Source organism: Acetobacterium tundrae (assembly GCF_008086615.1).
In the GTDB taxonomy this organism is placed as follows: Bacteria; Bacillota; Clostridia; order Eubacteriales; family Eubacteriaceae; genus Acetobacterium; species Acetobacterium tundrae.
The window spans coordinates 22,310-43,466 of sequence record NZ_RXYB01000005.1; the positions used below are offsets into that span (position 1 = coordinate 22,310).

Annotated in this window: 23 protein-coding genes; 22 read left to right on the top strand and 1 reads right to left on the bottom strand. The window is 38.9% G+C overall.

Annotated elements, in window-relative coordinates; all coding sequences use genetic code 11:
* Positions 1-6: 6 nt before the first annotated feature.
* The 15 genes from FZC40_RS05585 (at position 7) to FZC40_RS05655 (ending at position 11,856) form a co-directional block, all read left to right on the top strand.
* The gene (locus FZC40_RS05585) at positions 7-1,314 is read left to right on the top strand and encodes a DVU_1553 family AMP-dependent CoA ligase (RefSeq protein ID WP_148602939.1); all 1,308 of its coding nucleotides are present in this window, start codon (positions 7-9) and stop codon (positions 1,312-1,314) included.
* Entirely contained in the window at positions 1,307-2,350 is a 1,044-nt protein-coding gene (locus tag FZC40_RS05590; RefSeq protein ID WP_148602940.1) for an XdhC family aldehyde oxidoreductase maturation factor, read from the top strand. The genes FZC40_RS05585 and FZC40_RS05590 overlap by 8 nt, the downstream gene beginning before the upstream one ends.
* Positions 2,347-3,471 carry a DVU_1551 family NTP transferase gene (locus FZC40_RS05595; protein ID WP_148602941.1) on the top strand — a complete coding sequence of 375 codons (1,125 nt, stop codon included), beginning with the start codon at positions 2,347-2,349 and terminating at the stop codon, positions 3,469-3,471. The genes FZC40_RS05590 and FZC40_RS05595 overlap by 4 nt, the downstream gene beginning before the upstream one ends.
* Positions 3,446-4,039, top strand: a complete 594-nt coding sequence (gene cobC / locus FZC40_RS05600; protein WP_148602942.1) for an alpha-ribazole phosphatase — start codon at positions 3,446-3,448, stop codon at positions 4,037-4,039. The genes FZC40_RS05595 and cobC overlap by 26 nt, the downstream gene beginning before the upstream one ends.
* Positions 4,040-4,054: 15 nt before the next feature.
* On the top strand, positions 4,055-5,980 hold the full coding sequence (locus tag FZC40_RS05605; RefSeq protein ID WP_148602943.1) for a sigma-54-dependent Fis family transcriptional regulator: 1,926 nt from the start codon (positions 4,055-4,057) through the stop codon (positions 5,978-5,980).
* A 180-nt stretch (positions 5,981-6,160) separates the two neighbouring features.
* The gene (locus FZC40_RS05610) at positions 6,161-6,619 is read left to right on the top strand and encodes a C-GCAxxG-C-C family protein (protein WP_148602944.1); all 459 of its coding nucleotides are present in this window, start codon (positions 6,161-6,163) and stop codon (positions 6,617-6,619) included.
* Positions 6,616-7,224, top strand: a complete 609-nt coding sequence (locus FZC40_RS05615; RefSeq protein WP_148602945.1) for an HdeD family acid-resistance protein — start codon at positions 6,616-6,618, stop codon at positions 7,222-7,224. Before FZC40_RS05610 ends, FZC40_RS05615 begins: the two co-directional genes overlap by 4 nt.
* Before the next feature lie 156 nt (positions 7,225-7,380).
* Complete coding sequence (locus tag FZC40_RS05620; protein WP_207706703.1) at positions 7,381-7,752, top strand: type II secretion system protein; 372 nt, start codon at positions 7,381-7,383, stop codon at positions 7,750-7,752.
* Positions 7,749-8,279 (top strand): prepilin-type N-terminal cleavage/methylation domain-containing protein, encoded by a 531-nt coding sequence (locus FZC40_RS05625; RefSeq protein WP_148602946.1) that lies wholly within the window; start codon positions 7,749-7,751, stop codon positions 8,277-8,279. The genes FZC40_RS05620 and FZC40_RS05625 overlap by 4 nt, the downstream gene beginning before the upstream one ends.
* Positions 8,269-8,676: a type IV pilus modification PilV family protein gene (locus tag FZC40_RS05630; protein ID WP_148602947.1), complete on the top strand. Its 408-nt coding sequence runs from the start codon at positions 8,269-8,271 to the stop codon at positions 8,674-8,676. Before FZC40_RS05625 ends, FZC40_RS05630 begins: the two co-directional genes overlap by 11 nt.
* Positions 8,673-9,173, top strand: a complete 501-nt coding sequence (locus FZC40_RS05635) for a type II secretion system protein (protein WP_186843800.1) — start codon at positions 8,673-8,675, stop codon at positions 9,171-9,173. Before FZC40_RS05630 ends, FZC40_RS05635 begins: the two co-directional genes overlap by 4 nt.
* Positions 9,170-9,598, top strand: coding sequence for a hypothetical protein (locus FZC40_RS05640; RefSeq protein ID WP_148602949.1), 429 nt, complete (start codon positions 9,170-9,172; stop codon positions 9,596-9,598). The genes FZC40_RS05635 and FZC40_RS05640 overlap by 4 nt, the downstream gene beginning before the upstream one ends.
* Positions 9,595-10,530: a hypothetical protein gene (locus FZC40_RS05645; protein ID WP_148602950.1), complete on the top strand. Its 936-nt coding sequence runs from the start codon at positions 9,595-9,597 to the stop codon at positions 10,528-10,530. The genes FZC40_RS05640 and FZC40_RS05645 overlap by 4 nt, the downstream gene beginning before the upstream one ends.
* Positions 10,531-10,559: 29 nt before the next feature.
* Positions 10,560-11,150 carry a PilN domain-containing protein gene (locus tag FZC40_RS05650; RefSeq protein WP_148602951.1) on the top strand — a complete coding sequence of 197 codons (591 nt, stop codon included), beginning with the start codon at positions 10,560-10,562 and terminating at the stop codon, positions 11,148-11,150.
* Complete coding sequence (locus FZC40_RS05655) at positions 11,143-11,856, top strand: hypothetical protein (RefSeq protein WP_148602952.1); 714 nt, start codon at positions 11,143-11,145, stop codon at positions 11,854-11,856. The genes FZC40_RS05650 and FZC40_RS05655 overlap by 8 nt, the downstream gene beginning before the upstream one ends.
* Before the next feature lie 151 nt (positions 11,857-12,007).
* Here FZC40_RS05655 and FZC40_RS05660 read toward each other — a convergent pair whose 3' ends face one another.
* The gene (locus tag FZC40_RS05660) at positions 12,008-12,628 is read right to left on the bottom strand and encodes a MarR family transcriptional regulator (RefSeq protein WP_148602953.1); all 621 of its coding nucleotides are present in this window, start codon (positions 12,626-12,628) and stop codon (positions 12,008-12,010) included.
* 242 nt (positions 12,629-12,870) lie between these two features.
* Between FZC40_RS05660 and FZC40_RS05665 the strand changes: the two genes are divergently transcribed.
* The 7 genes from FZC40_RS05665 to aroC all read left to right on the top strand — a co-directional run bounded on the left by FZC40_RS05665 (position 12,871) and on the right by aroC (position 21,154).
* Positions 12,871-13,965: a BMP family ABC transporter substrate-binding protein gene (locus tag FZC40_RS05665; protein WP_148602954.1), complete on the top strand. Its 1,095-nt coding sequence runs from the start codon at positions 12,871-12,873 to the stop codon at positions 13,963-13,965.
* 67 nt (positions 13,966-14,032) lie between these two features.
* Complete coding sequence (locus FZC40_RS05670) at positions 14,033-15,559, top strand: ABC transporter ATP-binding protein (protein WP_148602955.1); 1,527 nt, start codon at positions 14,033-14,035, stop codon at positions 15,557-15,559.
* Positions 15,556-16,620, top strand: a complete 1,065-nt coding sequence (locus tag FZC40_RS05675) for an ABC transporter permease (protein WP_148602956.1) — start codon at positions 15,556-15,558, stop codon at positions 16,618-16,620. The genes FZC40_RS05670 and FZC40_RS05675 overlap by 4 nt, the downstream gene beginning before the upstream one ends.
* Entirely contained in the window at positions 16,621-17,553 is a 933-nt protein-coding gene (locus FZC40_RS05680; RefSeq protein ID WP_148602957.1) for an ABC transporter permease, read from the top strand.
* A 131-nt stretch (positions 17,554-17,684) separates the two neighbouring features.
* Positions 17,685-18,752 (top strand): 3-dehydroquinate synthase, encoded by a 1,068-nt coding sequence (gene aroB, locus FZC40_RS05685; protein WP_148602958.1) that lies wholly within the window; start codon positions 17,685-17,687, stop codon positions 18,750-18,752.
* 43 nt (positions 18,753-18,795) lie between these two features.
* Positions 18,796-20,103, top strand: a complete 1,308-nt coding sequence (gene aroA / locus FZC40_RS05690; RefSeq protein ID WP_148602959.1) for a 3-phosphoshikimate 1-carboxyvinyltransferase — start codon at positions 18,796-18,798, stop codon at positions 20,101-20,103.
* A complete protein-coding gene (gene aroC, locus FZC40_RS05695; protein WP_148602960.1) occupies positions 20,075-21,154 on the top strand; it encodes a chorismate synthase in 1,080 nt (359 codons plus the stop codon). The genes aroA and aroC overlap by 29 nt, the downstream gene beginning before the upstream one ends.
* Positions 21,155-21,157 lie beyond the last annotated feature (3 nt).

The window sequence follows — 21,157 nt, forward strand, 5'->3', positions numbered from 1 at the left end:
CATTTTATGAAAAAAACACCACTTGAAGATTGGATCGTCAACAGAACCGGAATACCGCCAGGAAATCAAACGGAATTAGCAGCGTATCAATTCAAAAAAATTCTGGAAACGATGGATTACGTGAAAAAAAACAGCGCGTTTTATAAAAAACATCTGGATTTGATCGGGGAAAATACCATTAGTTCTTTGGAAGATTTCAAAAAAATTCCATTTACTTATCCTGAAGATATAGAAAAGTCTCCCTATTCATTTCTATGTGTTCCCCAACAAAAGATTGATCGGATTGTAACGCTTAATACATCAGGAACCAACGGAGAAAAGAAACGTCTTTTCTTCACGGATAAAGATTTGTTACTGACGGTAGATTTTTTTAATTATGGTATGCGTTCATTGACAGACAGCACCGACCGTGTCCTCGTTTTATTGCCGGGAAACACTTATGGAAGCATCGGCGATCTGCTGAAAAAAGCACTAACCTTATCTGGGGTGTCCAGTACCGTATACGGACTGCTTTCTAATCTTGACGAAGTGGAAAAAATCATTGAAGAAAGAGATATCAACTGTATTGTTGGAGTTCCCATTCAGGTTCTGTATTTCAGTCGGTTGAAAAGTGGTGTCTTTAAAAGAAAAATAAAAAAGCTCTTGCTGAGCACTGATTATGTACCGGAAGCCATGATCGATGAATTAAATCGAAATTTCAATTGCCAGGTGTTTACACATTACGGGATGACTGAAATGGGCTATGGGGGCGGCGTTGAGTGTGAAGCCTTAAATGGCTATCATTTGCGTGAAGCCGATCTTTATGTTGAAATAATCAATCCTTATTCGGGAGCGTCGGTGGAAAACGGGGAAGTCGGAGAGGTCGTTTTCACAACCTTGACACGGGAAGCCATGCCTTTAATCCGATACCGCACCGGTGATATCGCCGCGTTTTCTGATAAACCCTGTCCCTGTGGCACTTTTTTAAGAACTCTGAAAAGAGTGGAGGGGCGGTTGGAGAACCGGGTAGAAATCAGCAGGGGGGCTTTTCTTGAATTGAAAATATTGGACGAAATCATTCTACAGTTTGAAGAAATTATTGATTATCAGGCAGTTCTGAAAGATAGCAACACGTTGGAGATTGAAATAGCCTTATATGATGAAAGCAGTTACCCTGCTGTAAGAAGGCAAATAAGCACAACGATTCAAGAAACCTTTCCGTTTTCACTAAATGTGAAAGTCAATAAAAATCAGGAAAAAAAACCGAATCAGTTAGTGAATAGTATGCTTAAAAGAAAAATTTCCGACATGCGAAAGGAAAGAAGAAATGAATGATGTTTTATTGTCTGTAAAAAGGATTCTTGATGACAACGAAAGCCTGGTATTAGCCACAATTTTGGAAAAATCAGCTGCTGCGCCGCGAAGCGAAGGAACGAAGATGATCATCAAACAGGACCTGACCATTGAAGGCACCATTGGCGGTGGCCTTGTTGAAGCGATGATTATTAAATCGGCGGCAAAAGTTTTTAAAGAAAAAAAAATTCGGGTAGAAAATTTTCTTCTTTCTACCAAAGAGGTCGTAAGCCTGGGAACGGCCGGGGGTGGAAATCTAAAAATTCTATTGGAATACGTCGATTATCGTGATCATATTTTCGAAGATTTTTATTGTGAGTTGATCCGATATAGAGAAAAGAAAACGGATTTTGTTATCATAACTAAAATTCCAGAGGTCAGCGGCGAAAGTCTGGAAAAGTGGATTTGTACAGAAACGGCCTTGTTCGGATCGGAAAGTGAAGAGCTGTTAAGTCTGATAAAGGATATAAGAGAAAATTTTAGTACAATGAAATACCGGGAAGCTTATTTGCAGGATGAAACTTATTTTGTTGAACTATTTTTCACGAATGAAAATGTGCTAATTATCGGGGCCGGACACATTGGTAAGGTATTGGCAGATTTTTGCAAGATTCTGGGCTTTTATGTTGTAGTGGTTGATGATCGTGAAGAATTTGCAAATATTCAGAGATTTAAAACAGCGGATGAGATCATCGTCATCGACTCGTTTGAACGGGTCATTGATCAGGTTAAAATTGACCAACATTCGTTTGTCGTTATTGTCACCAGGGGACATGTTTATGATAAGGATGTGCTGGCTCAAATGCTTTCAACTGACGCACAATATATTGGTATGATTGGAAGCAGAAGTAAACGGAATCAAGCGTATCAGAGTCTGTTGGAAGAAGGCTTTACATATAAGGATTTGGAAAGAGTTTACAGCCCGATTGGACTTCCCATTCATGGAGAAACGCCGGAAGAACTTGCTGTCAGCATTGCCGCAGAAATGATACAGGTTAGAAGGGCCCCGAAAAGATGAGAAAAAATAAGATTGCAGCAATCATCATTGCCGCTGGCTATTCTTCACGAATGGACGGATTTAAACCGCTGCTTAAATTTGGAAATGATACGGCGGTTGAAAGAGTCGTTAAGACTTATAAAAAAGCAGGAGTTGATCAGATAATCCTGGTAATGGGATACCGGGCCGAAGAAATAAAATCATATTTTGAAAACACGCCTGTCCAGGGTATCATTAATGAAAACTTTGATCAGGGCATGTACACCTCGATTGTCAAAGGGCTGACCTTAGTAGATGACAGGATGGCGGCATTTTTTATTCACCCGGTGGATATCCCTTTGGTAAAAGAGCAAACCATCCAACAGCTGATGGTATTTTTCGAAAAAAGTGAAAAAGGAATTATTTACCCCAGCTTTTTAGGAAAACGAGGGCATCCCCCTCTTATTCATAGCCGATATAAAAATATCATCATGACAAATAACCAGGATGGCGGATTAAAAAAGCTACTGGAAACATATGCCGATGATGCGATTGACCTACCATTAGAAGATGAATCCATTTTAATGGACATGGATACCCCTGCTGATTATCAGGCGCTGTTATGCTATGATTCCCAGATGGCACCCAATTTGAAAGAATGTATGGCCCTGCTGGATCGTTATCAGGTATCGGAAAAGATTAGAAAACACAGTGAGAAAGTGTTGGAAGTATCACATTTCTTGTTAAGTCAGATAAAAGATAAAGATGTTACGCTTGATGTTACATCGGTACAGGCGGCAGCAATGCTTCATGATATCATGAGAGCGGAAGAACATCATCCGGAAAAAGGTGCCCAGCTGCTCAAAAAACTGGGTTATGAAAAGACCGGTAACATTATTTCCACCCATATGGATATTAGCGTTGTCGAAGATAGAGAAATTACCGAAAATGAAATAGTGTATTTAGCAGACAAGCTGGTTGTGAATGATCAATTGGTTTGTCTGAAAAAAAGAGAAAACCAAACGTTGATAAAATATGACAAAAATCCTGAGGCTAGTGAAAAAATAAAGCGACGTTTCGAAAATGCCAGGTTGATTCAGCACAAAATTGAAGCAATTACTGGGAAAGGATTGTTTGATGGAAAAGCGGATTTATTTAATTAGACATGGCAAAATAGAATGGAATCACGAAAAAGCCTATATTGGACAAACAGAGCTGCCATTAAGCAAAGAGGGAATTGATCAGGCAGAGAAATTACAAAAATATTTTTCGAACATACCTCTTGATAAAGCCTATACCAGCCCGTTGAAACGATGCCAGGATACTTTAGATATCATATTAGCGGGCAGGACAATTTCGAAAACCATCATGGATGAGTTAAAAGAGATCAATATGGGGGATTGGGAAGGCAAACCCTTTTCTGAAATCAAAAGAACCGAGTCGGAGGCCTATGAAAAAAGAGGAGCGGAAATTGATCGTTTTACGCCCCCCAATGGAGAAAGCTTTTTAGCTTTGCAGCAAAGAGTCATGCCCGCTTTTTATAAGATTATCATGGATGAAGCGGCGGAAAATATTATTATTCTTGGACACTCAGGGGTTAACCGGGTCATTCTCAGCACCATTTTTGGTTTAAATTTAAAAGAAATTTTAAAGATGTCCCTGCCGTACGGTAGTGTTAATAAAATTTATTATGATCAGGAAAAAGAAAAATGGAATTATGAAAACGGATGAAAAAGGATAAAAATAATGAATACAAAAATTTATCAAGCACTTATTAAAAGTTCGCTGGAACGATGCAGCAAATTTGGAATAACAGAAGATCAAATTTACAGTAAAAAAATAATTGATAATGCTGAATTGCAGGTCGTATTTGCCAAAAACAGAAATTTAATCTTAACGGCATCCCCTTATATAGAACACTTAATGAGTATTGTAAGAGGAAAAAACTTCTTTGTTCTGTTAACGGATAAAGAAGGCTGTATTCTAAATGCCATCGGGGATGAAAAAATACTGTCTGAAGCATTCAATCTGAAAATGATTGCCGGCGCCTATATGAATGAGGAATGCATTGGAACCAATGCGATGTCTTTGGTCATCAAATCAGAGGAGCCTGTTCAGTTGTCGGGAAAAGATCATTTTATCAAAGCCTATCACCGCTGGACCTGTTCAGGAGCGCCGATCAAAGATGTAAACGGCAACCTGATTGGAGCTCTGAATTTAACCGGCTACTCGGATTCGGTTCACCCCCATACTTTGGGAATGGTGATCGCAGCCTCTAATGCCATTGAAGAGATGTTAAAGGTAAAAGAATATAACCGCCTTCAGAATATGACGAATAAACATATCAAAACGATTTTTAATTCCATGCCGGTTGCGATCCTGACCTCTGATTTGGAGGGCCGGATTAAAATTTACAATCAAAAAGCGGTGGATTTATGTGGCAATAAATATAAACAATTAACAGCGACAAACGTTAGTGAAATTATCGAAGAATGGAGCAGCGTTAAGGAAGCCATTAACTTGGAAAAAAATGTATCACGGATTATTAATATAAAGGCTTTACGGAATCATTTTCCCTGTCTGATGACGGCAAGTCCCATCTATAATCCCCAAGATGACAGTATTGAAATTGTATTTGTTTTAAAAGAAGATCAGACGAAAATAAACAAAAGACATTATCAACCTTATTATACATTTGACAAAATTATGGGAAAAGACAAAAATTTTGTAAGTACTATTGAATATGCAAAAAAAATATCAAACAATCGATCAACCATTCTTATCTTAGGAGAGAGTGGCTGCGGGAAAGAAGTCTTTGCCCAAGCCATACATAATTACAGTAAACGGATGGATGAACCTTTCGTTGCTTTAAATTGCGGAGCCATTCCCAATCAATTAATAGAATCAGAACTATTCGGTTATGAAGAAGGCGCTTATACCGGGGCTAAAAAGGGCGGAAATATCGGAAAATTTGAGCAGGCGAATAACGGTACGATCATGCTGGATGAAATTGGCGAAATGCCCCTGGATATGCAGACGCGCTTATTAAGAGTGCTCCAGGAAAATATTATTACAAAAATCGGAAGTCAAAACCCGATAGCAATCGATGTGAGAATTATTGCAGCAACGAATAAAGATTTAAAAAAGGAAGTTGAACTCGGACGATTTCGTAAGGATTTATTCTATCGTCTGAATGTATTACCTTTGTATCTTCCGCCATTAAAAGAAAGAAAAAGTGACATCTATCTGCTCTTTCAATATTTCATGAAAAGTATTTCAGAAAAATATGGAAAAGAAGAAATCGAAATTTCGGAAGAATCACTTATGATATTAGAAAACTACAATTGGCCTGGAAACGTTAGGGAATTGGAGAATATTGCGGAACTCATTGTCAATTCGGAATCATTTCCCATAAAATATTTTATTGAAAATTCAAATCAGGAAAATCAGGCTTTGTCGAATCGTTTGGCAGAATATGAGCCAACAGCAATTTTAAGCGAAGATTTAGAAAATATTGATCCCTCAAGGCTGGATATGAGCTATGTTGAAAAAGAACACATAACAAAGGTTTTAGAACTATTTCATGGTAATATCAGTCAGACTTCAAATGTACTGGGGATCCAAAGAAATACCTTGTATAGCAAAATTAAAAAATATCAAATCCAAGTATAAAAAATTTGAATTTTAAATAGCTTATTGTGAAATCATACCGATAATTGTTAATCAATTGTCGGTATTGCAGATTATTGCGAACATGAAATATAAAAATACATTTTACAGATGGTGTGGTTATAATATATAATCAATGAAATAAGTAAATTCAATATAAATAAATTCAATCGGAGGGATAAAATGGAAAAGCAGGTCGAGAAATATAATGTTTTTGGAAAAGACAAACCAGTTGAAGAACAACCATTATATCATATGAATTGTGCGGAGACACTGCTTCGGGCAGCTAATGACAAATACGATTTAAGTTTAAATGATGATTGCTATAAAATGCTTCAGGGATTTGGGGCAGGTTTTTATTCAGGAAAAACATGTGGGGCCTTTTCTGGTTCATTGGCAGCACTTGGGGTATTATATACCAATGAGCGCCCATCCGATCAAGCAAAAATGACTCAGGCAACAAAACTTTTAGTCAAAGAATTTGAATTGGAATTTGGAAGCTTAGATTGTGATTACATCAAGGAACACCATAGAGATCCTGTAATGGCATGTAATCCGGTTAAAATTCGAGCCGCTCGGGTTTTTAATCGTGTAGTTGAAACCATGGAAAAAAATAAAATTAACAAGGAGGTTTTCAAATGAAAAAGAGTGAAGCAAAGTCTTTAGGAGTAGACGTGCTGGAACGTTCATATGGCAAATGGTGGCTCATGCTTCTGGATGGGCTCTGCTATCTTGCTTTATGTGCGCTGGCTATTATCTATAGCAACCAGGCGCTTACGCTCCTGGTCATTATTTTTGGTGCTTATCGTGGGGCAATGGGGGTACTCTCAATAATTTCCACTCTGATTATCCGTCATAAATACGGCACGAGTGTCAGTTTTGGCATCGCTCGAGGAATATTGGATCTGTTGATTTGTGTGTTGTTTATAACAAATCCTGGCTTTATTGTTAATTTTATTACTTTTATTATTGGCATATGGGCAATTATAACCGGCATTACTTTATTGATCACATCTGGAAATTCAAAAGGTGCTGGTAAGATTGTGAAAATTGTAATCGGAATTCTTTTGATTGCCTTTGGAATTTTTGCTTTCGCAAATGGAGTAGCAGGCTTTATTATGTTAATTATCGGTCTTGTTTTGGGCTTTATGGGTATTTTCCTTGTTATTCAGGCAATTGAAATGAAGAAAAATTATGCGCAAATCAAACGGGAAGAAAAAGGTTATGATGATTATAAAGTTGAATAGATAATTATGCAATTCAATCAGTAATGGAACAGAGTTGAAGAAAACAACATAATAATGAATCAAATGCAAAAGAAGAGTAAATATTATTAATATTTACTCTTCTTTTAATTTGGAAATCGTGATACTATCAAACAAAAAAGAGAATGGAGAGAAAAAGTGGAAGAAAATGGTAATTATATTAAACGAGATGTAAACGTTTTCGGCTTTACTCTGATTGAGGTGATTGTAGTAATTGCCATTTTAGGAGCGTTAACAGCCTTGGCACTGCCACGATTCACTGGCGTTCTTATTAATTCACAGGCAAGAACAGATCAGGCAAATGTCCGCATTGTTCAAAGTGCCATAGAATTATATGAGGCCGAAAGGGAAGTGATCCCATCGTCGATCTCTTCGTTTGATGAGTTGATTACCGAGCTGAACAAAATGGGCTATATTAAAGATATGGCGATAGCACCAGTGAGTAAGGGAAAAAAATTTACTTATAATTCAACAACAAAAACAGTCAGTATAACGGATTCCGTGAAGTGATTAACATAGTACGAAGAATCAACGACTTTAAAATAAGCTTACAAAAGAGAAAAGAGGCAAAGTATTCAAAGGAGAAATCAAATAGAGCGCAAAATGGATTTACAATAATGGAACTCATGGTGACATTGGCAATTTTATCTTTGCTAACGGTATCCATGTTCAGTATCAATTTGAGCGGAAAAGGAAAAATAACAGAAAGAGCTTTTAACGAGGAATGCGAAAAAACGTTATATACATTACTTCAGTATCAAAATGAAGCCATTATGGATGGAAATTATCGACAGGTTCGCTTTCTTGATAATGGCATGCAAATTTCATGGACGAAAGATAAAGTTCATCATATTGTTTTTATTCCAGCGAATACTTTTAGTTATACCGGTTCATATACCAAGGAGATTGCGTTGAATTTATATGGGCATGGGACGGTGTCGCAAGGAGGAACAGTTAATCTTGTCAGTCCCATTGGGGTAACCAGAAAAATAATAGTACAACTCGGAAACGGAAGGATTTATTTGGATGAACCATAAATTTAAAGGTTTTTATAAATGGGTATTGGGCGTGCAAAATGGTTATACATTGGTGGAAGCAATTATCGCGATTGCTATTTGCGGATTTGGTCTTGCCACCATCCTTGGGCTTTATGGAATGGCGATTAAAACTGAGATGGTATCAAAAAGTATTTTCGAACAGTCCATTGAAATAAACAGTATTGCTGATGAGATTAACGGGCGTTTAGGTGATTCAACCGCTTTAACCCTTTCCGAAAAGGTGGATTCTGTTTTGCAGGGTAAATACTCGGGTTATCGGCTGGAAGAAATTCAGGGGGACGATCAGTCGGGTTTGTATACAATTAAGATTATACATAAAGGGAAAAATAGCGCAGAAAAGTACTTCTATATCAAAGTTTCCTGGAGGTCATGGTGATCATCCGGTTTGACAATAATAAAGGGTTTTCCCTCATTGAAGTAATAACAGCGCTGATGGTCATTTCGCTGGTTTTAGTGATGCTTTTGTCAGGCTTGATATTTGTCAACAGCATCGACCAAAAAGCTGAAACCAATCAGAAGGTTTCCTATAATGAACGCTATTTAAACCTCTATTTTCAAAAACAAGTTTTAGAATCCGAGCGAATAATAGTCAAATCTGGTCGTGTTTATTTACAGGATTTAGAAAGTCCAGATCTATATTATAATTATTATCAATTTAGAAATGGCTTTTTAAGACGTTATAAAGTATATAAAGGGAGTCTCAATTCAATTGGTTCAGGGGGAAACAGTCAGTTTACCGACAACATTCAGGAGTTTTCTCTTTCATTGGGACCAAATAATGAAATTGTGCTGGAATACACCTTGTCTGTTGATGGTGAAAGTTTTTATCGCAAAACGACGATTCGGCATGGAAAGACGGTGGAAATTATTTGAAAAAGATAATCAATAATGAAAAAGGATTTATTCTGCCGTTAGTGCTTGTGGTGATTGCCTTGCTGGCTGGAGGTGTGGGATACCTACTAACTCAGGGGATGGTTGAACTTAAGGCAAATGTCTTGAACCAGGACTATGAGCTTTGCATTCTAACCGGAAAAAATGCCATGGCAGTTGCTCGATCCGAACTGGAAAATGACATTAATTATAGCGGAACCAATGGCATACAGGCTGATGAAAATGGTGGCAACTACAGCATTGTTATAACGGTGGTATCCGAAAACTGCCGTTTTATTGATGTGAAAAGTAATTATAGAGACTTCCACAAAAAATTCAATGGCGAAATAGAGATTATTCCGAAAAATGATGAAATAAGTAAAGGGCTCGTTTCAACGTTTAAATGGAAGATGCTGGAGGCGGAATGAAAAAGAAAAAGAGGCAGTGGGTCGTAGATTTAGGAGAAGAAGTAACGAAAATAACGAAAGGATTTAGCAGCGACGCAGGGATTATACAAATTGAAAACTACTGGATAGAGAAAACACCTAATGATGTTTTTAATGAAGGAATTCCTGAAAAAAAAATAGATCTGGTGGTATTTTTAAGAACATTGCTGAAAGAACATCACAGAAGCGATGATTTGCTGCTGATAATCAATCATAAAAATATGGTTGTATCCTCCTTTGCATTTCCAATGATGCAATTAGAAGAGGTTAAGGAAGCGATCAATTGGAAGATGCAGGTTATGATACCGGAAAAACTTGATAACTGGCGGATTGATTTTTTAGCAAAAGAACGAACGGAAATTTTTGAATATTTGGGTATTGATGATAAAAAGCTGGATGTGTTGGGAGTTGCCGTTCATAAAGAAGTATTGAAAGCTTATTGCAAGGTATTTAATAGTACCAAACATGGCTTGAAAAGAATTGAACCGCAATTCAGTGTTTTGGGAAAATTATTTGCGGAGAATCAAAAGAATGCGGATTTAATAATCGATATGGGTCAGACAAGTGCCCGTCTGTTGTTTTATGATCATGGTTTTCTTCAGGAAGAGAGACGGATAGAAATGAGTGGTTCATCTGATTTCGAAATTTATTTAATATCTGTGGTTAAAGGAATAAAAGAGAGTTTTCAATCACCATTGGGACTTGCCAGAGGATACGAAAATAGCAATATCTATTTATTAGGCGGAAAAAGTCTGGAATATGGGGTTTTAAATTACATTAAAGAGAAGATTAACAAGGAAGTCAAATATTTTTCGATTTTTTTGGAAGATCAGAGCTTGTTTCATTTTCCAAAAGAAATGACGGAAGCGGAACTTTGCTTATTACTGCCCTGCTTAAGCGGAATGTTAAAATAATAATCGAATGATAGGATTGGAAGGCAACAATGAAGACAGAAATAAATCTATTGCCAATTCGTTCCCGGAAAAAGAAGATGGGAAAAATATCCGGAAGAAAGTTGTGGATCCTGGCGATTTGGGGGACCGCTATTTTATTTTTAATGGCATATGGAAGTTTGGTCGTTATGAATCAGGTTCTCTTAAATAGAATACAACAGGTTGAGGAAGTTATAAAAAACAAAAGCGGCGATCAGATTATCTATCAGAATATTTCAGATCAAAATGAATTGTTGGAGTATCAAAACAAACTTGAAAAAGTTTTAACCCGGAATAAGGATACATCTCTGAAAGCGTTGAATGGGGTTAATGATTCGCTTCCGCCAGGAGTCAATCTAATCGAATATACATATATTGATGGAGAATTAACCGTATCCGGCCGAACGAAAAACCAGGAAGATATTTTTCAGTTCAGAGACAAGCTCATGACCCAGGAATTGTTCAAAAATGTCAGCATCCAAGATACCGCTAAAAAATCATTGCTGGAAGCCGAACATAAAAATACCATCAATGAGGTTTCCAACGAAAATATTTGGGAATTTACATTTGAAATAGAAACAACAGAGGTTCAATATGAGTAGAAGTATCATCGATCAGGAGAATCAGGAAAAAAGTGAAACAACAAATAAAGGGTTAAAGTTAGAGATTGAAAAAGGACTGATTCTCGCGGCCTTTATCATTATGCTAACAGCATTGTTTCTGGTTCCGGAATATGAAATGGTTGTCGCTAATAAAGAAATGATAGCAGAAAAAAACAACATCAGTATTGGTTTTCCAGAAAAAATGACGGAGATAGAATATTTATCAGAATTCGGAAAAATTCGCGAAAAAATTGAAGAATACAAGATCAGTATTCCGGAAAATATTGATTCTGTAGGATTATATTCAGGTATCGTTAAAATGGCAGAGAAAGCGGAAGTCGAATTAATCGCTGTTAAATTTAATCCAATCGATACTCAAATGGATGATGTTGTTGGTCTGGCAATGGAAAATGAATTCCTTGAAAATGAAGATAAAACAATCAAAGGACCGGATGGAAGATATCTGGCCAGGTGTTCATTTGCAATTATTTATACCGGGAATGAGGCGAACTCCATTCGCTTTCTTCAGGAAGTGGAGAATTATCAACCAATTTTGAAAACAACTGATTTCGAAATTAAAGGGGAAGTGTTATCTGAAAAGACAATGACGTTGAAGCTGGAAAGTTATGGAATGATCGATGAGGAGACTTATAAGAAAGTAAATCAGGGCGAAAACAAAAATAATTCAAATAACCTGATGCAATAGTGTCAATTGTTATAGGTCGAATTGAAAAAATTTAAAGGCCAACATTATTGTCGCTGTTTTGATTGTCACCAGGATTGGTTACAACCAGATAAATGCTGACCTTCAAATTTAGAGTTGTCTTTTTGATGTGTCACTGGTTTATAATTTAAAGTTAGAGATTGTCAAGGATTTCTTCTAAACGCGAATGAATATCTAAAAACACATGATGAAGTTCATTAGTTTCTTGGATGGAAAGGCTTTCAAGAACACGATTAAAAGGTCTGAACAGATCAGAATGGGCATAATCTAGCTGAGAAAAAATTGCTTGACCATCATCAGAGAGTGTAAAAACAACTTCCCGAACATTAATCGGTGATTTTTCTTTTTTTATCAGTTCTTTTTCTAAAAGTTTAGCGGTGCATTTTGAAATGGCGCTCTTAGAAATTCCTATTTTATTTGCAAGTTGAGTTAAGTTGATGCCAGAAAAGTGACCAATCATATCAAGAGCTTTGAGCTCTGAAGGGAATAAGGAGTATGAATGATTACTGACATTAAAAGCCTGGGGTAACACAAGAATATTTTGGTAAAGAACGGCTGAATCAATCATGAGTTTTTTTACCGCAGCATAATCAACCCCTGCCGTTGGCTGAATGTTGTCTTGCGGAACAGATTTTGATTTTTTACTGACAACACCCACTTTTTTTTCTTCATTCAGGTTTTTCTTTTTTGTTTCTTTTTTTGAATCCTTACCTTCTTTGGCATCCAACTTCTTGCTTTTCTTTTCTTTTTTCAAAACGACACTCCTTTCAAAATGAAAATACGTACCTTTTCTAAGGTGAAGGTTTTAGTTCACCCTGTTTACCTATTATAATAATAACGAATTAATGGGTTGATTGCAACAAAAATCAACAATAAATGCACCCTGTTGTTTTGCTTTTTTTAGATTGCATTTTAGCTGCTTTTTAGGTAGAATACTAATGTGGGTAAGACTGTTTATTTTAACAGGTTGCACTAATTATAATTAGGAGGAACAGAATGAAAAAGAAATTGGGAGTATTGATGCTAGCGCTGATTATGGTTGTAGTCAGTGTTGTAGGATGTAGTTCAGGCTCGACATCAAAAACGAATGCAGTGACTAAGGTTGGTTTTCTTTATGTCGGTCCTGCCGATGATGGCGGTTGGTCACAAGTTCATGATCAAGGCCGCGCAAAAATGGTTGAGCACTTTAACGGTAAAGTTGAGACAGTAGTGAAAGAAAATGTAGCAGAAGAAAAAAGTGCCGTTGTCTCAACAGTCAGAGATATGGTTGATCAGGGCTGTACAATTATTTTTGGAACCAGTTATGGTTTTATGGATGGCATGGTAGAGGCTGCTAAAGAATTCCCGGATGTTAAATTTGAACATTGCTCAGGCTATATGACATCTGATAATTTAGGAACTTATTTCGGACGAATTGAAGAACCTCGATATTTATCAGGAATTGTCGCCGGTTTAACGACAAAAACAAATAAAATTGCATATATTGCAGCAATGCCAATTCCAGAATGTGTTCGGGGAATTAATGCCTTTGCGTTGGGCGTAAAATCGGTAAATCCAACTGCAACTGTAAATGTATCGTGGACCAATACATGGTATGACCCGACCGTTGAAAAAGCCGCAGCCGAAGCTTTGATTCAGCAAGGATGCGACGTAACAGCTCAACATCAAGATTCAACAGCTGTTATGGAAGCAGCTAAGGAAGCCGGAAAATTATCGATTGGTTATGATCTAAGCGCAGCTACAACGATGTCGGAAGTATATATGACAGCACCGCTTTGGGATTTTAGCGGTTATTATACCGAGAGAGTTCAAGCGGTCATCGATGGTACCTGGAAATCTGATACATATTGGGGCGGCATGAATGACGGTATTGTTTCACTTGATACTATAACAAAGCTGGCACCAGGATCGGCTCAAGCCCAGGTTGATACGGCAACAGCAGCAATTAAAGCGGGAACACTCAATGTTTTTGCAGGCGAGATAAAAGATCAAACTGGAACAGTACGAGTGAATGCCGGTACGGTGCTGACTGATGAAGCGGAATTAAGCATGGATTGGTTTGTCGACAACGTGGTTGGCAGTGTAAACTAGTCAGAAAATGTAATAACGGACAGAGCCTTAAAGACTCTGTCCGCTATTTTATAGTAAAGGTGAAAGCATGAATAATGATTATGTTGTAAAGATGAAAAACATCACGAAGGTTTTTGGCAAAGTCAAAGCCCTGGATCATGTGGAATTTTCATTAAAAAAGGGAGAAGTACATGCCATATTAGGCGAGAATGGGGCGGGAAAAAGTTCACTGATGAACGTCCTCAACGGTATCTATATGCCGGATGAGGGTTCTGTCGAAGTGAAGGGACAGGTCGTCAATATCAGCTCCCCTAAAGATGCGCTGGACTTAGGGATTGGCATGCTGCCGCAGCATTATAAATTGGTGGAAGCTTTTTCCGCCATCGAAAATATTGCGGCAGGCAGTCGCAGGACAACCCCTTTTTTAAATAAAAAAAAGATTTTAGATGAGATGGGGAAATTGATCGATAAATTGGGAATGGATATCGAGCCATTTAAAAAAGTCTATGAAATGTCAGTCGCCGAAAAGCAAAGTTTGGAAATTTTCAAAGTATTGTATCGCGGTGCGGATGTTTTAATTTTAGATGAGCCAACCGCGGTGCTGACGCCGCAGGAGATCGAAAACCTATTTGGAATTATCAGAAGAATGGTCAGTAACGGCTGCTCGGTCATTATTATTACGCACAAATTGGAAGAAGTAATGGAAATCAGTGATCGGATTACCATTATGAGGAAGGGAACGACCATTCAGACCGTAAAAAAAAGCGAAACAACACCTCAGGAGTTGGCCGGAATGATGGTTGGGGATGTTATGGAGCTGAATGTCCCATTTCTTGAGGTGGAACGAGGAGAAAAGTCTTTAGAAGTAAAATCAATGACTGCCATCGATCGTAATAAGGTAACGATTTTAGATAATGTGACCTTTGATCTTTATGCAGGAGAAATTCTTGGGGTCGCCGGGATCGCGGGAAGTGGACAAAAAGAGCTGTGTGAAGGGATCGCAGGATTATACCCGATCAAGAGCGGCGAAGTTGTTTTTGAAGGTGAAAATATTGTTGGCAAAACGCCGGAAAAAATTTATGAGATGGGGATCAGTTTGAGTTTTGTTCCCGAGGATCGTCTGGGAATGGGGCTGGTATCGTCTATGGATATTATCGACAATGTTTTACTTAAAGATTATCGAAATAAAAAAGGATTGGGAATTTCCCGAGTTGTTTCCCGTGGAAAAGCAGAGTTGCTGGTTGAAAAGCTAAATGTTTCAACACCAGGGATAGAGAATCATGCCGTTAGTCTTCTTTCCGGCGGAAATATCCAAAAGATATTGTTAGGCCGGGAAATCGCACTTGATCCCAAGCTAATGATTACGGCTTATGCCACCCGGGGATTGGACGTTGGATCGTCTCAAATTATTTATGAATTATTGAATGCTCAAAAAGCCAAGATGAAACCCATTATGTATATTGGCGAAGACCTGGATGTCCTAATGAGTCTTTGCGATCGGATTATGGTATTATGTGAAGGAAAAGTAACGGGTATTGTTGATCCAAGAAAAACTTCGAAAGAATCCATTGGGCTGATGATGTCAGGGGTAATGGATGAGGGTGAAGAACAATGATCCATATTGTAAAAAAAGAAGTTTCTAAAACTCGGGACAAAATACTTATACGTGTCGGTGCAGTTCTGGCAGCACTTGTTTTGTCATCAATTATTGTTGCTTTTGCAGGTGCAAATCCCATTGAACTCTATATTGGAATTTTCCAGGGCTGTTTTGGAAGTATCCATCGGTTTGGCGCAACCATCGAAAAAATGGTACCCTTATTGGTACTTTCATTAGGGGTGATGGTTGCTTTTAAAATGCAATTCTGGAATATTGGGGCTGAAGGACAGTTCTTGATGGGGGCAGTGGGGGCAACCCTTGTCGTCAGGCTCCTGCCTAATCTGCCGCTGCCAATTATGCTTTTATGCATGGCGTTGCTGGCTTTCATCTTCGGAGCGGTTTGGCTGATGATTCCGGCCTTTTTTAAAGCTCGTTTTGGGACAAATGAAACATTATTCACGCTGATGTTAAATTATATTGCATTGACTTTTGTCACCGCGTTACAATATGATTTTTGGAAGGATCCAGCGGCAAATGGCATGCCAAAAATTGCTAATCTTCCGGGAAATGCACTGTTACCCAGCATCAGTGGGTTTAATTTAAGCATCCTTTTCACCGTCATTATTATTCTGGTCATGTATTTCTTTATGAATAAATCAAAAATCGGATTTGAGATTACGGTATTAGGTGAAAGTGAGAACACGGCCCGTTATATCGGAATCAATATCACCAAAACAGTGATCATTGCAGCCATGGTCAGTGGTGGTCTTTGCGGTCTGGTGGGAATGTTCCAAATCAGCGGAGTGAGCGGCGCTCTTTCAATTGAAATTACCGGCGGACTTGGTTTTACGGCTATTATTGTGGCCTGGCTTTCAGGCCTTAAGGTACCTTTTGTGGTGATGAATTCGTTCTTCTTTGCGATATTGCTTCAGGGTGCATCTTATATTCAAACAGCGTTTCAGATCCCAGGCTCCGTCGCCGAGATGGTCCAGGCGATTGTCCTGTTCTTTATTCTTGGCAGTGAATTCATTTTACAGTATCGGATTACATCGGACAAAAAGAAAAGGGAGGTTGCCTAAATGGAATTTATATTTTTTTTAAGTGCGGCCGTTAAAGCCGGAACATGTTTGCTTTATGCAACCCTGGGAGAAATTATTTCCGAGAAAGTGGGACACTTAAACCTTGGGGTTGAAGGAATGATGCAAATGGGTGCAGTCATCGGATTTATTGCCGGATTTACTTTCGGAAATCCCTTTGCCGCGGTTCTCTGTGCGGCCCTGGCAGGTGCGGCAGGTGCGCTTATTTATGCCTTGCTAACCGTTAGTTTCAAAGCAAACCAAACGGTTACTGGACTGACCTTAAGTATTTTCGGAGTTGGCTTTGCAGCTTTTTTTGGAAAGACTTTTGTTGGAAAGAAAGTTCCGGAAGCGATTACGACCTTTTTTCAACCAATAAAACTGCCTTTCTTGGGAGATATCCCTTTTATTGGCGATATATTCTTTAATCAAAGTGTTTATGTATATTTTTCCTATATTCTTGTGATTGCGATCTATCTTTATCTTTACAAAACCAAGTGGGGCTTAAATACGCGGATGATTGGCGAGAATCCCGTGGCAGCCGATGCAAGTGGAATCCCGGTTGATAAGTATAAATATTTCAATATCGTCCTTTGCGGTGCACTTTGCGGATTGGGCGGAGCATTCTTATCCTTAGTTTACATCAGCGTCTATCCAGTAAATGTAGTAAGTGGACGAGGGTGGATTGCGGTATGTCTGGTTATTTTCGCAATGTGGAATCCGGGAAAGGCGATGCTGGGGGCATACTTCTTTGGGGCCTTGGATATTGCAAGCTTTTGGCTGCAAAAGTACAATCTTCCGGTTTCAATTTATTTGTTTACGGCTTTGCCCTATTTGGCGACCGTTTTCGTTTTGCTGTTCACATCAATGCGCAAGATAAACAATAAAAAAGAACCGGCATGGTTGGGGAAAAACTATTTTAAAGAAGATCGATAAGCAAGCAGATAGAAAATATTATGATAGTTTAATTTAATTTCAAGATCAAGAGTCCGTCTCGTCAAAGACGGATTTTTTAAAATATGAAATTATGATATAATAAACCTCAAGATTTTAAAGGAGCTGAAAGAATGAAGGAACTAGTTTGTAAAACAGAAAATACGCACCAATACCCAATTATTATTGAAAAAGGACTTAAAGGGCGTTTGTCGCAAATGAAAGCCCTTTTTTCACAGTATCATAAGGTTGTTATTATTACCGATAAAAATGTTGCCAAAGAATATTTAAGTGATATTGAACGTCAGGTACGCCTTGCCGGTCCAAAGGTCTACAGTATTGTGATTCCCCCAGGAGAACAAAGCAAATGTCTGGAAGAAACCGCAACGATATATGATGAACTCGTTAAGTGCAATATTACCAGAACGGATGCGATCCTCACTCTCGGCGGAGGGGTTGTCGGTGATTTAGGCGGTTTTTGTGCGGCAACATACCTCAGAGGGATTGACTTAATCCAGATGCCGACATCTTTATTGGCGCAGGTCGATAGCAGTGTCGGCGGAAAAGTGGGAATTGATTTGGATTATGGAAAAAACCTGGTCGGAGCATTTCATCAACCCCGAGCCGTACTCATCGATCCGCTTTTTTTAGAAACTCTGGAAGATCACTTTTTAATGGATGGAATGGGTGAGGTCATTAAATACGGCTGCATCAGCAGCGCCCCATTGTTTGTTAAATTAATGAGCTACACCTATCATGAAGATCTGATGGAAGATATGGAAGATATCATTGCCAAATGCTGTAAGATAAAACGGGATATCGTCCAGGAAGATGAGCATGAGCAGGGGGTGCGACGGATATTAAACTTTGGACATACCGTCGGGCATGTCGTCGAAACCTATTTCAAATTCAAAAAATATTCTCATGGAGAAGCTGTGGCTATCGGCATGGCGCAAATTACAAAAAAGACAGTGGAAGAGGGTATTTCACAACGGGACACTTATACTAATCTCATTGAAATTTTAGAAGCCTATGGCTTGCCGACCAAACTGCCAAAAATGCCCTTGGATAAGGTTCAGGAAATTCTGTTTACCGATAAAAAATTTGAGAATGATAGCCTTTATATCTGTGCCTTAGAAAAAATTGGCAAAGCCCAAATCTTAAAAATGCAGAAGCAGCAGGCCATTGAGTTGTTTAGATAATTTAATAATAAGTTTTATGTTATAGGAATAGATGAGGATAAAAATGGAAACTATTGAGATTAGCCCAGAAAAACTAAGCGGCAGACTGGAAATTCCCCCATCAAAAAGTGTGAGCCACCGAGCAATTATTTCAGCTGGATTAGCTAAGGGAAAAAGCGTAATAGCGAATGTTCTGTTATCCAAGGATATGATCGCCACCTGTCAGGCCATGGAAGCGCTAGGTGCAATCATAACGTATCAGAAAGAATTAAATCATCGTTATACTTTAGAAATTAAAGGCTGCGACCCTCTCCAATTAAATACTGAATCAATTGATTGTAATGAATCAGGATCGACCCTGCGTTTTATTATCCCAATTATATTACTTCAGTCACACCGGGTGGTTATCACTGGAAAAGGACGACTGGTAACGCGTCCGATGGATCCCTACTATGATATTTTTAAAGAGAAGTCAATTTATTTCGAACATCTCAAGGACGGACAGGATTTGCCGCTGGCTTTAGAAGGTAAACTAAAACCGGGAACCTATCGATTGAGTGGCGGTGTCAGTTCCCAGTTCATTACCGGATTGCTTTTCGCCCTGCCGTTACTTTCAGGGAATTCAGTGATTGAATTGACAACGAAGTTGGAATCGAAGCCTTATGTTGATATCACTCTGGATGTTTTAAGATCGTTTGGAATTGAGATTGTTAATGAGAATGACCAACGATTTTACATTCAGGGAAACCAGGCTTATTCACCCTGTAATTATCGTGTCGAAGGTGATTTTTCCCAGGGCGCGTTTTGGCTGGTTGCTGGAATAATAGGGGAATCGATTGAATGTAAAGACTTAAATCTGACCTCCAATCAGGGAGATAAAGTGATTGTGGATATTCTCAAAGCCATGGGCGGAGACATTCAGACTCAGTCTGATACGATCGTGGTTAAAAATTCAAAAACTCAAGGAATGATCATCGATGTGTCACAATGTCCAGATTTAGTTCCTATTTTAGGGGTTCTTGGAAGTTTGAGCAAGGGAACAACAACCATTATTAATGGCGAGCGTCTACGGTTCAAAGAATCAGATCGACTGATAGCAACGGCGGATGTGATCAACATCCTGGGGGGAAACGCAACTGAAACGCCGGATGGCCTGATTATTCAAGGTGTTGAAAACTTCACCGGCGGAAGAGTCACGAGTCATAACGATCATCGCATTGCGATGGCTGTGGCGATGGCATCGATTCGATCCGAAAAGAAGATAATCTTGGATGGGGCAGAAGCAGTGAATAAGTCATATCCGCATTTTTGGGAAGATTTTGAAAGATTGGGAGGTGAAGTTATTGGGATCAACTTGGGGAAACAAGCTTAAACTATCAATTTTTGGAGAGTCTCATGGAGAAGGAATCGGCGCGGTGATTGACGGCCTTCCCGCCGGGATTGATATTGACTTGATAAGAGTCCAGCATGAACTAAACCGCCGGGCAGCCAGGGGAAATCCCTTGGCAACCCCCCGAAAAGAAGGGGATCAGATTGAAATACTCAGTGGCGTATTTAACGGGAAAACAACCGGAGCCCCTTTAGCGGGACTGATCCGTAATGAAAATACCCGCTCTGGTGATTATTCAAAAACCAAAGATCTGATGCGCCCCGGACACGCTGATTATGCCAGCAGCATCCGATATAAAGGCTTTCAGGATTATCGCGGCGGCGGACATTTTTCAGGCCGTCTTACCGCACCGCTTGTTTTTGCCGGTGCAATCGCAAAAGAGGTGTTAAGAGCCCTTGAACCAGAGATTGGTATTGGCAGCCGAATTGTTGCTATTGGCGGGGTAAAAGATGATGCGATTGCTTATTGGAAGGAATATCAAGAGCTGATAAAAGGATTTAAAAATCCCGCCTTTCCACTCTATACTCCTGCTCTCGAAGAAGCAATGAAACAGGAAATCATCGCCGCTATGGAAGAACATGATTCAGTGGGGGGAATTGTTGAAGGTTTTGTAACTGGTTTAAAACCAGGCATTGGAAATCCCTTTTTCGAATCCATTGAGAGTCGTCTTTCCAGTTTGTTGTTTTCCATTCCGGCGGTTAAAGGGGTCACCTTCGGCGATGGTTTTGAAATATCAGCTAAACGCGGTTCTCAGGTGAACGATTCATTGCGGATAAGCGATCACAAAATAGAAACAGTAACCAATAACAATGGCGGAATAAACGGCGGTATTTCAAATGGCATGCCAATCGTTTTTCGAGTCGCAGTGAAACCCACACCTTCGATTGGAAAAGAACAGCAGACCATTAATTTGGCCGAAAAGAAAGAGGCGCTTCTAAAAATTGAAGGACGTCATGATCCTTGCATTGTGATCAGAGCTTTTCCCGTGGTAGAGGCGGCAACCGCCATTTGTTTGGCAGATTTTTTAATATAGAGT

Coding starts and splice junctions, on each gene's coding strand:
- FZC40_RS05585 (WP_148602939.1), top strand. CDS start 7: ATGAAAAAAACACCACTTGAAGATTGGATCGTCAACAGAACCGGAATA.
- FZC40_RS05590 (WP_148602940.1), top strand. CDS start 1,307: ATGAATGATGTTTTATTGTCTGTAAAAAGGATTCTTGATGACAACGAA.
- FZC40_RS05595 (WP_148602941.1), top strand. CDS start 2,347: ATGAGAAAAAATAAGATTGCAGCAATCATCATTGCCGCTGGCTATTCT.
- cobC (WP_148602942.1), top strand. CDS start 3,446: ATGGAAAAGCGGATTTATTTAATTAGACATGGCAAAATAGAATGGAAT.
- FZC40_RS05605 (WP_148602943.1), top strand. CDS start 4,055: ATGAATACAAAAATTTATCAAGCACTTATTAAAAGTTCGCTGGAACGA.
- FZC40_RS05610 (WP_148602944.1), top strand. CDS start 6,161: ATGGAAAAGCAGGTCGAGAAATATAATGTTTTTGGAAAAGACAAACCA.
- FZC40_RS05615 (WP_148602945.1), top strand. CDS start 6,616: ATGAAAAAGAGTGAAGCAAAGTCTTTAGGAGTAGACGTGCTGGAACGT.
- FZC40_RS05630 (WP_148602947.1), top strand. CDS start 8,269: ATGAACCATAAATTTAAAGGTTTTTATAAATGGGTATTGGGCGTGCAA.
- FZC40_RS05645 (WP_148602950.1), top strand. CDS start 9,595: ATGAAAAAGAAAAAGAGGCAGTGGGTCGTAGATTTAGGAGAAGAAGTA.
- FZC40_RS05650 (WP_148602951.1), top strand. CDS start 10,560: ATGAAGACAGAAATAAATCTATTGCCAATTCGTTCCCGGAAAAAGAAG.
- FZC40_RS05655 (WP_148602952.1), top strand. CDS start 11,143: ATGAGTAGAAGTATCATCGATCAGGAGAATCAGGAAAAAAGTGAAACA.
- FZC40_RS05665 (WP_148602954.1), top strand. CDS start 12,871: ATGAAAAAGAAATTGGGAGTATTGATGCTAGCGCTGATTATGGTTGTA.
- FZC40_RS05670 (WP_148602955.1), top strand. CDS start 14,033: ATGAATAATGATTATGTTGTAAAGATGAAAAACATCACGAAGGTTTTT.
- FZC40_RS05675 (WP_148602956.1), top strand. CDS start 15,556: ATGATCCATATTGTAAAAAAAGAAGTTTCTAAAACTCGGGACAAAATA.
- FZC40_RS05680 (WP_148602957.1), top strand. CDS start 16,621: ATGGAATTTATATTTTTTTTAAGTGCGGCCGTTAAAGCCGGAACATGT.
- aroB (WP_148602958.1), top strand. CDS start 17,685: ATGAAGGAACTAGTTTGTAAAACAGAAAATACGCACCAATACCCAATT.
- aroA (WP_148602959.1), top strand. CDS start 18,796: ATGGAAACTATTGAGATTAGCCCAGAAAAACTAAGCGGCAGACTGGAA.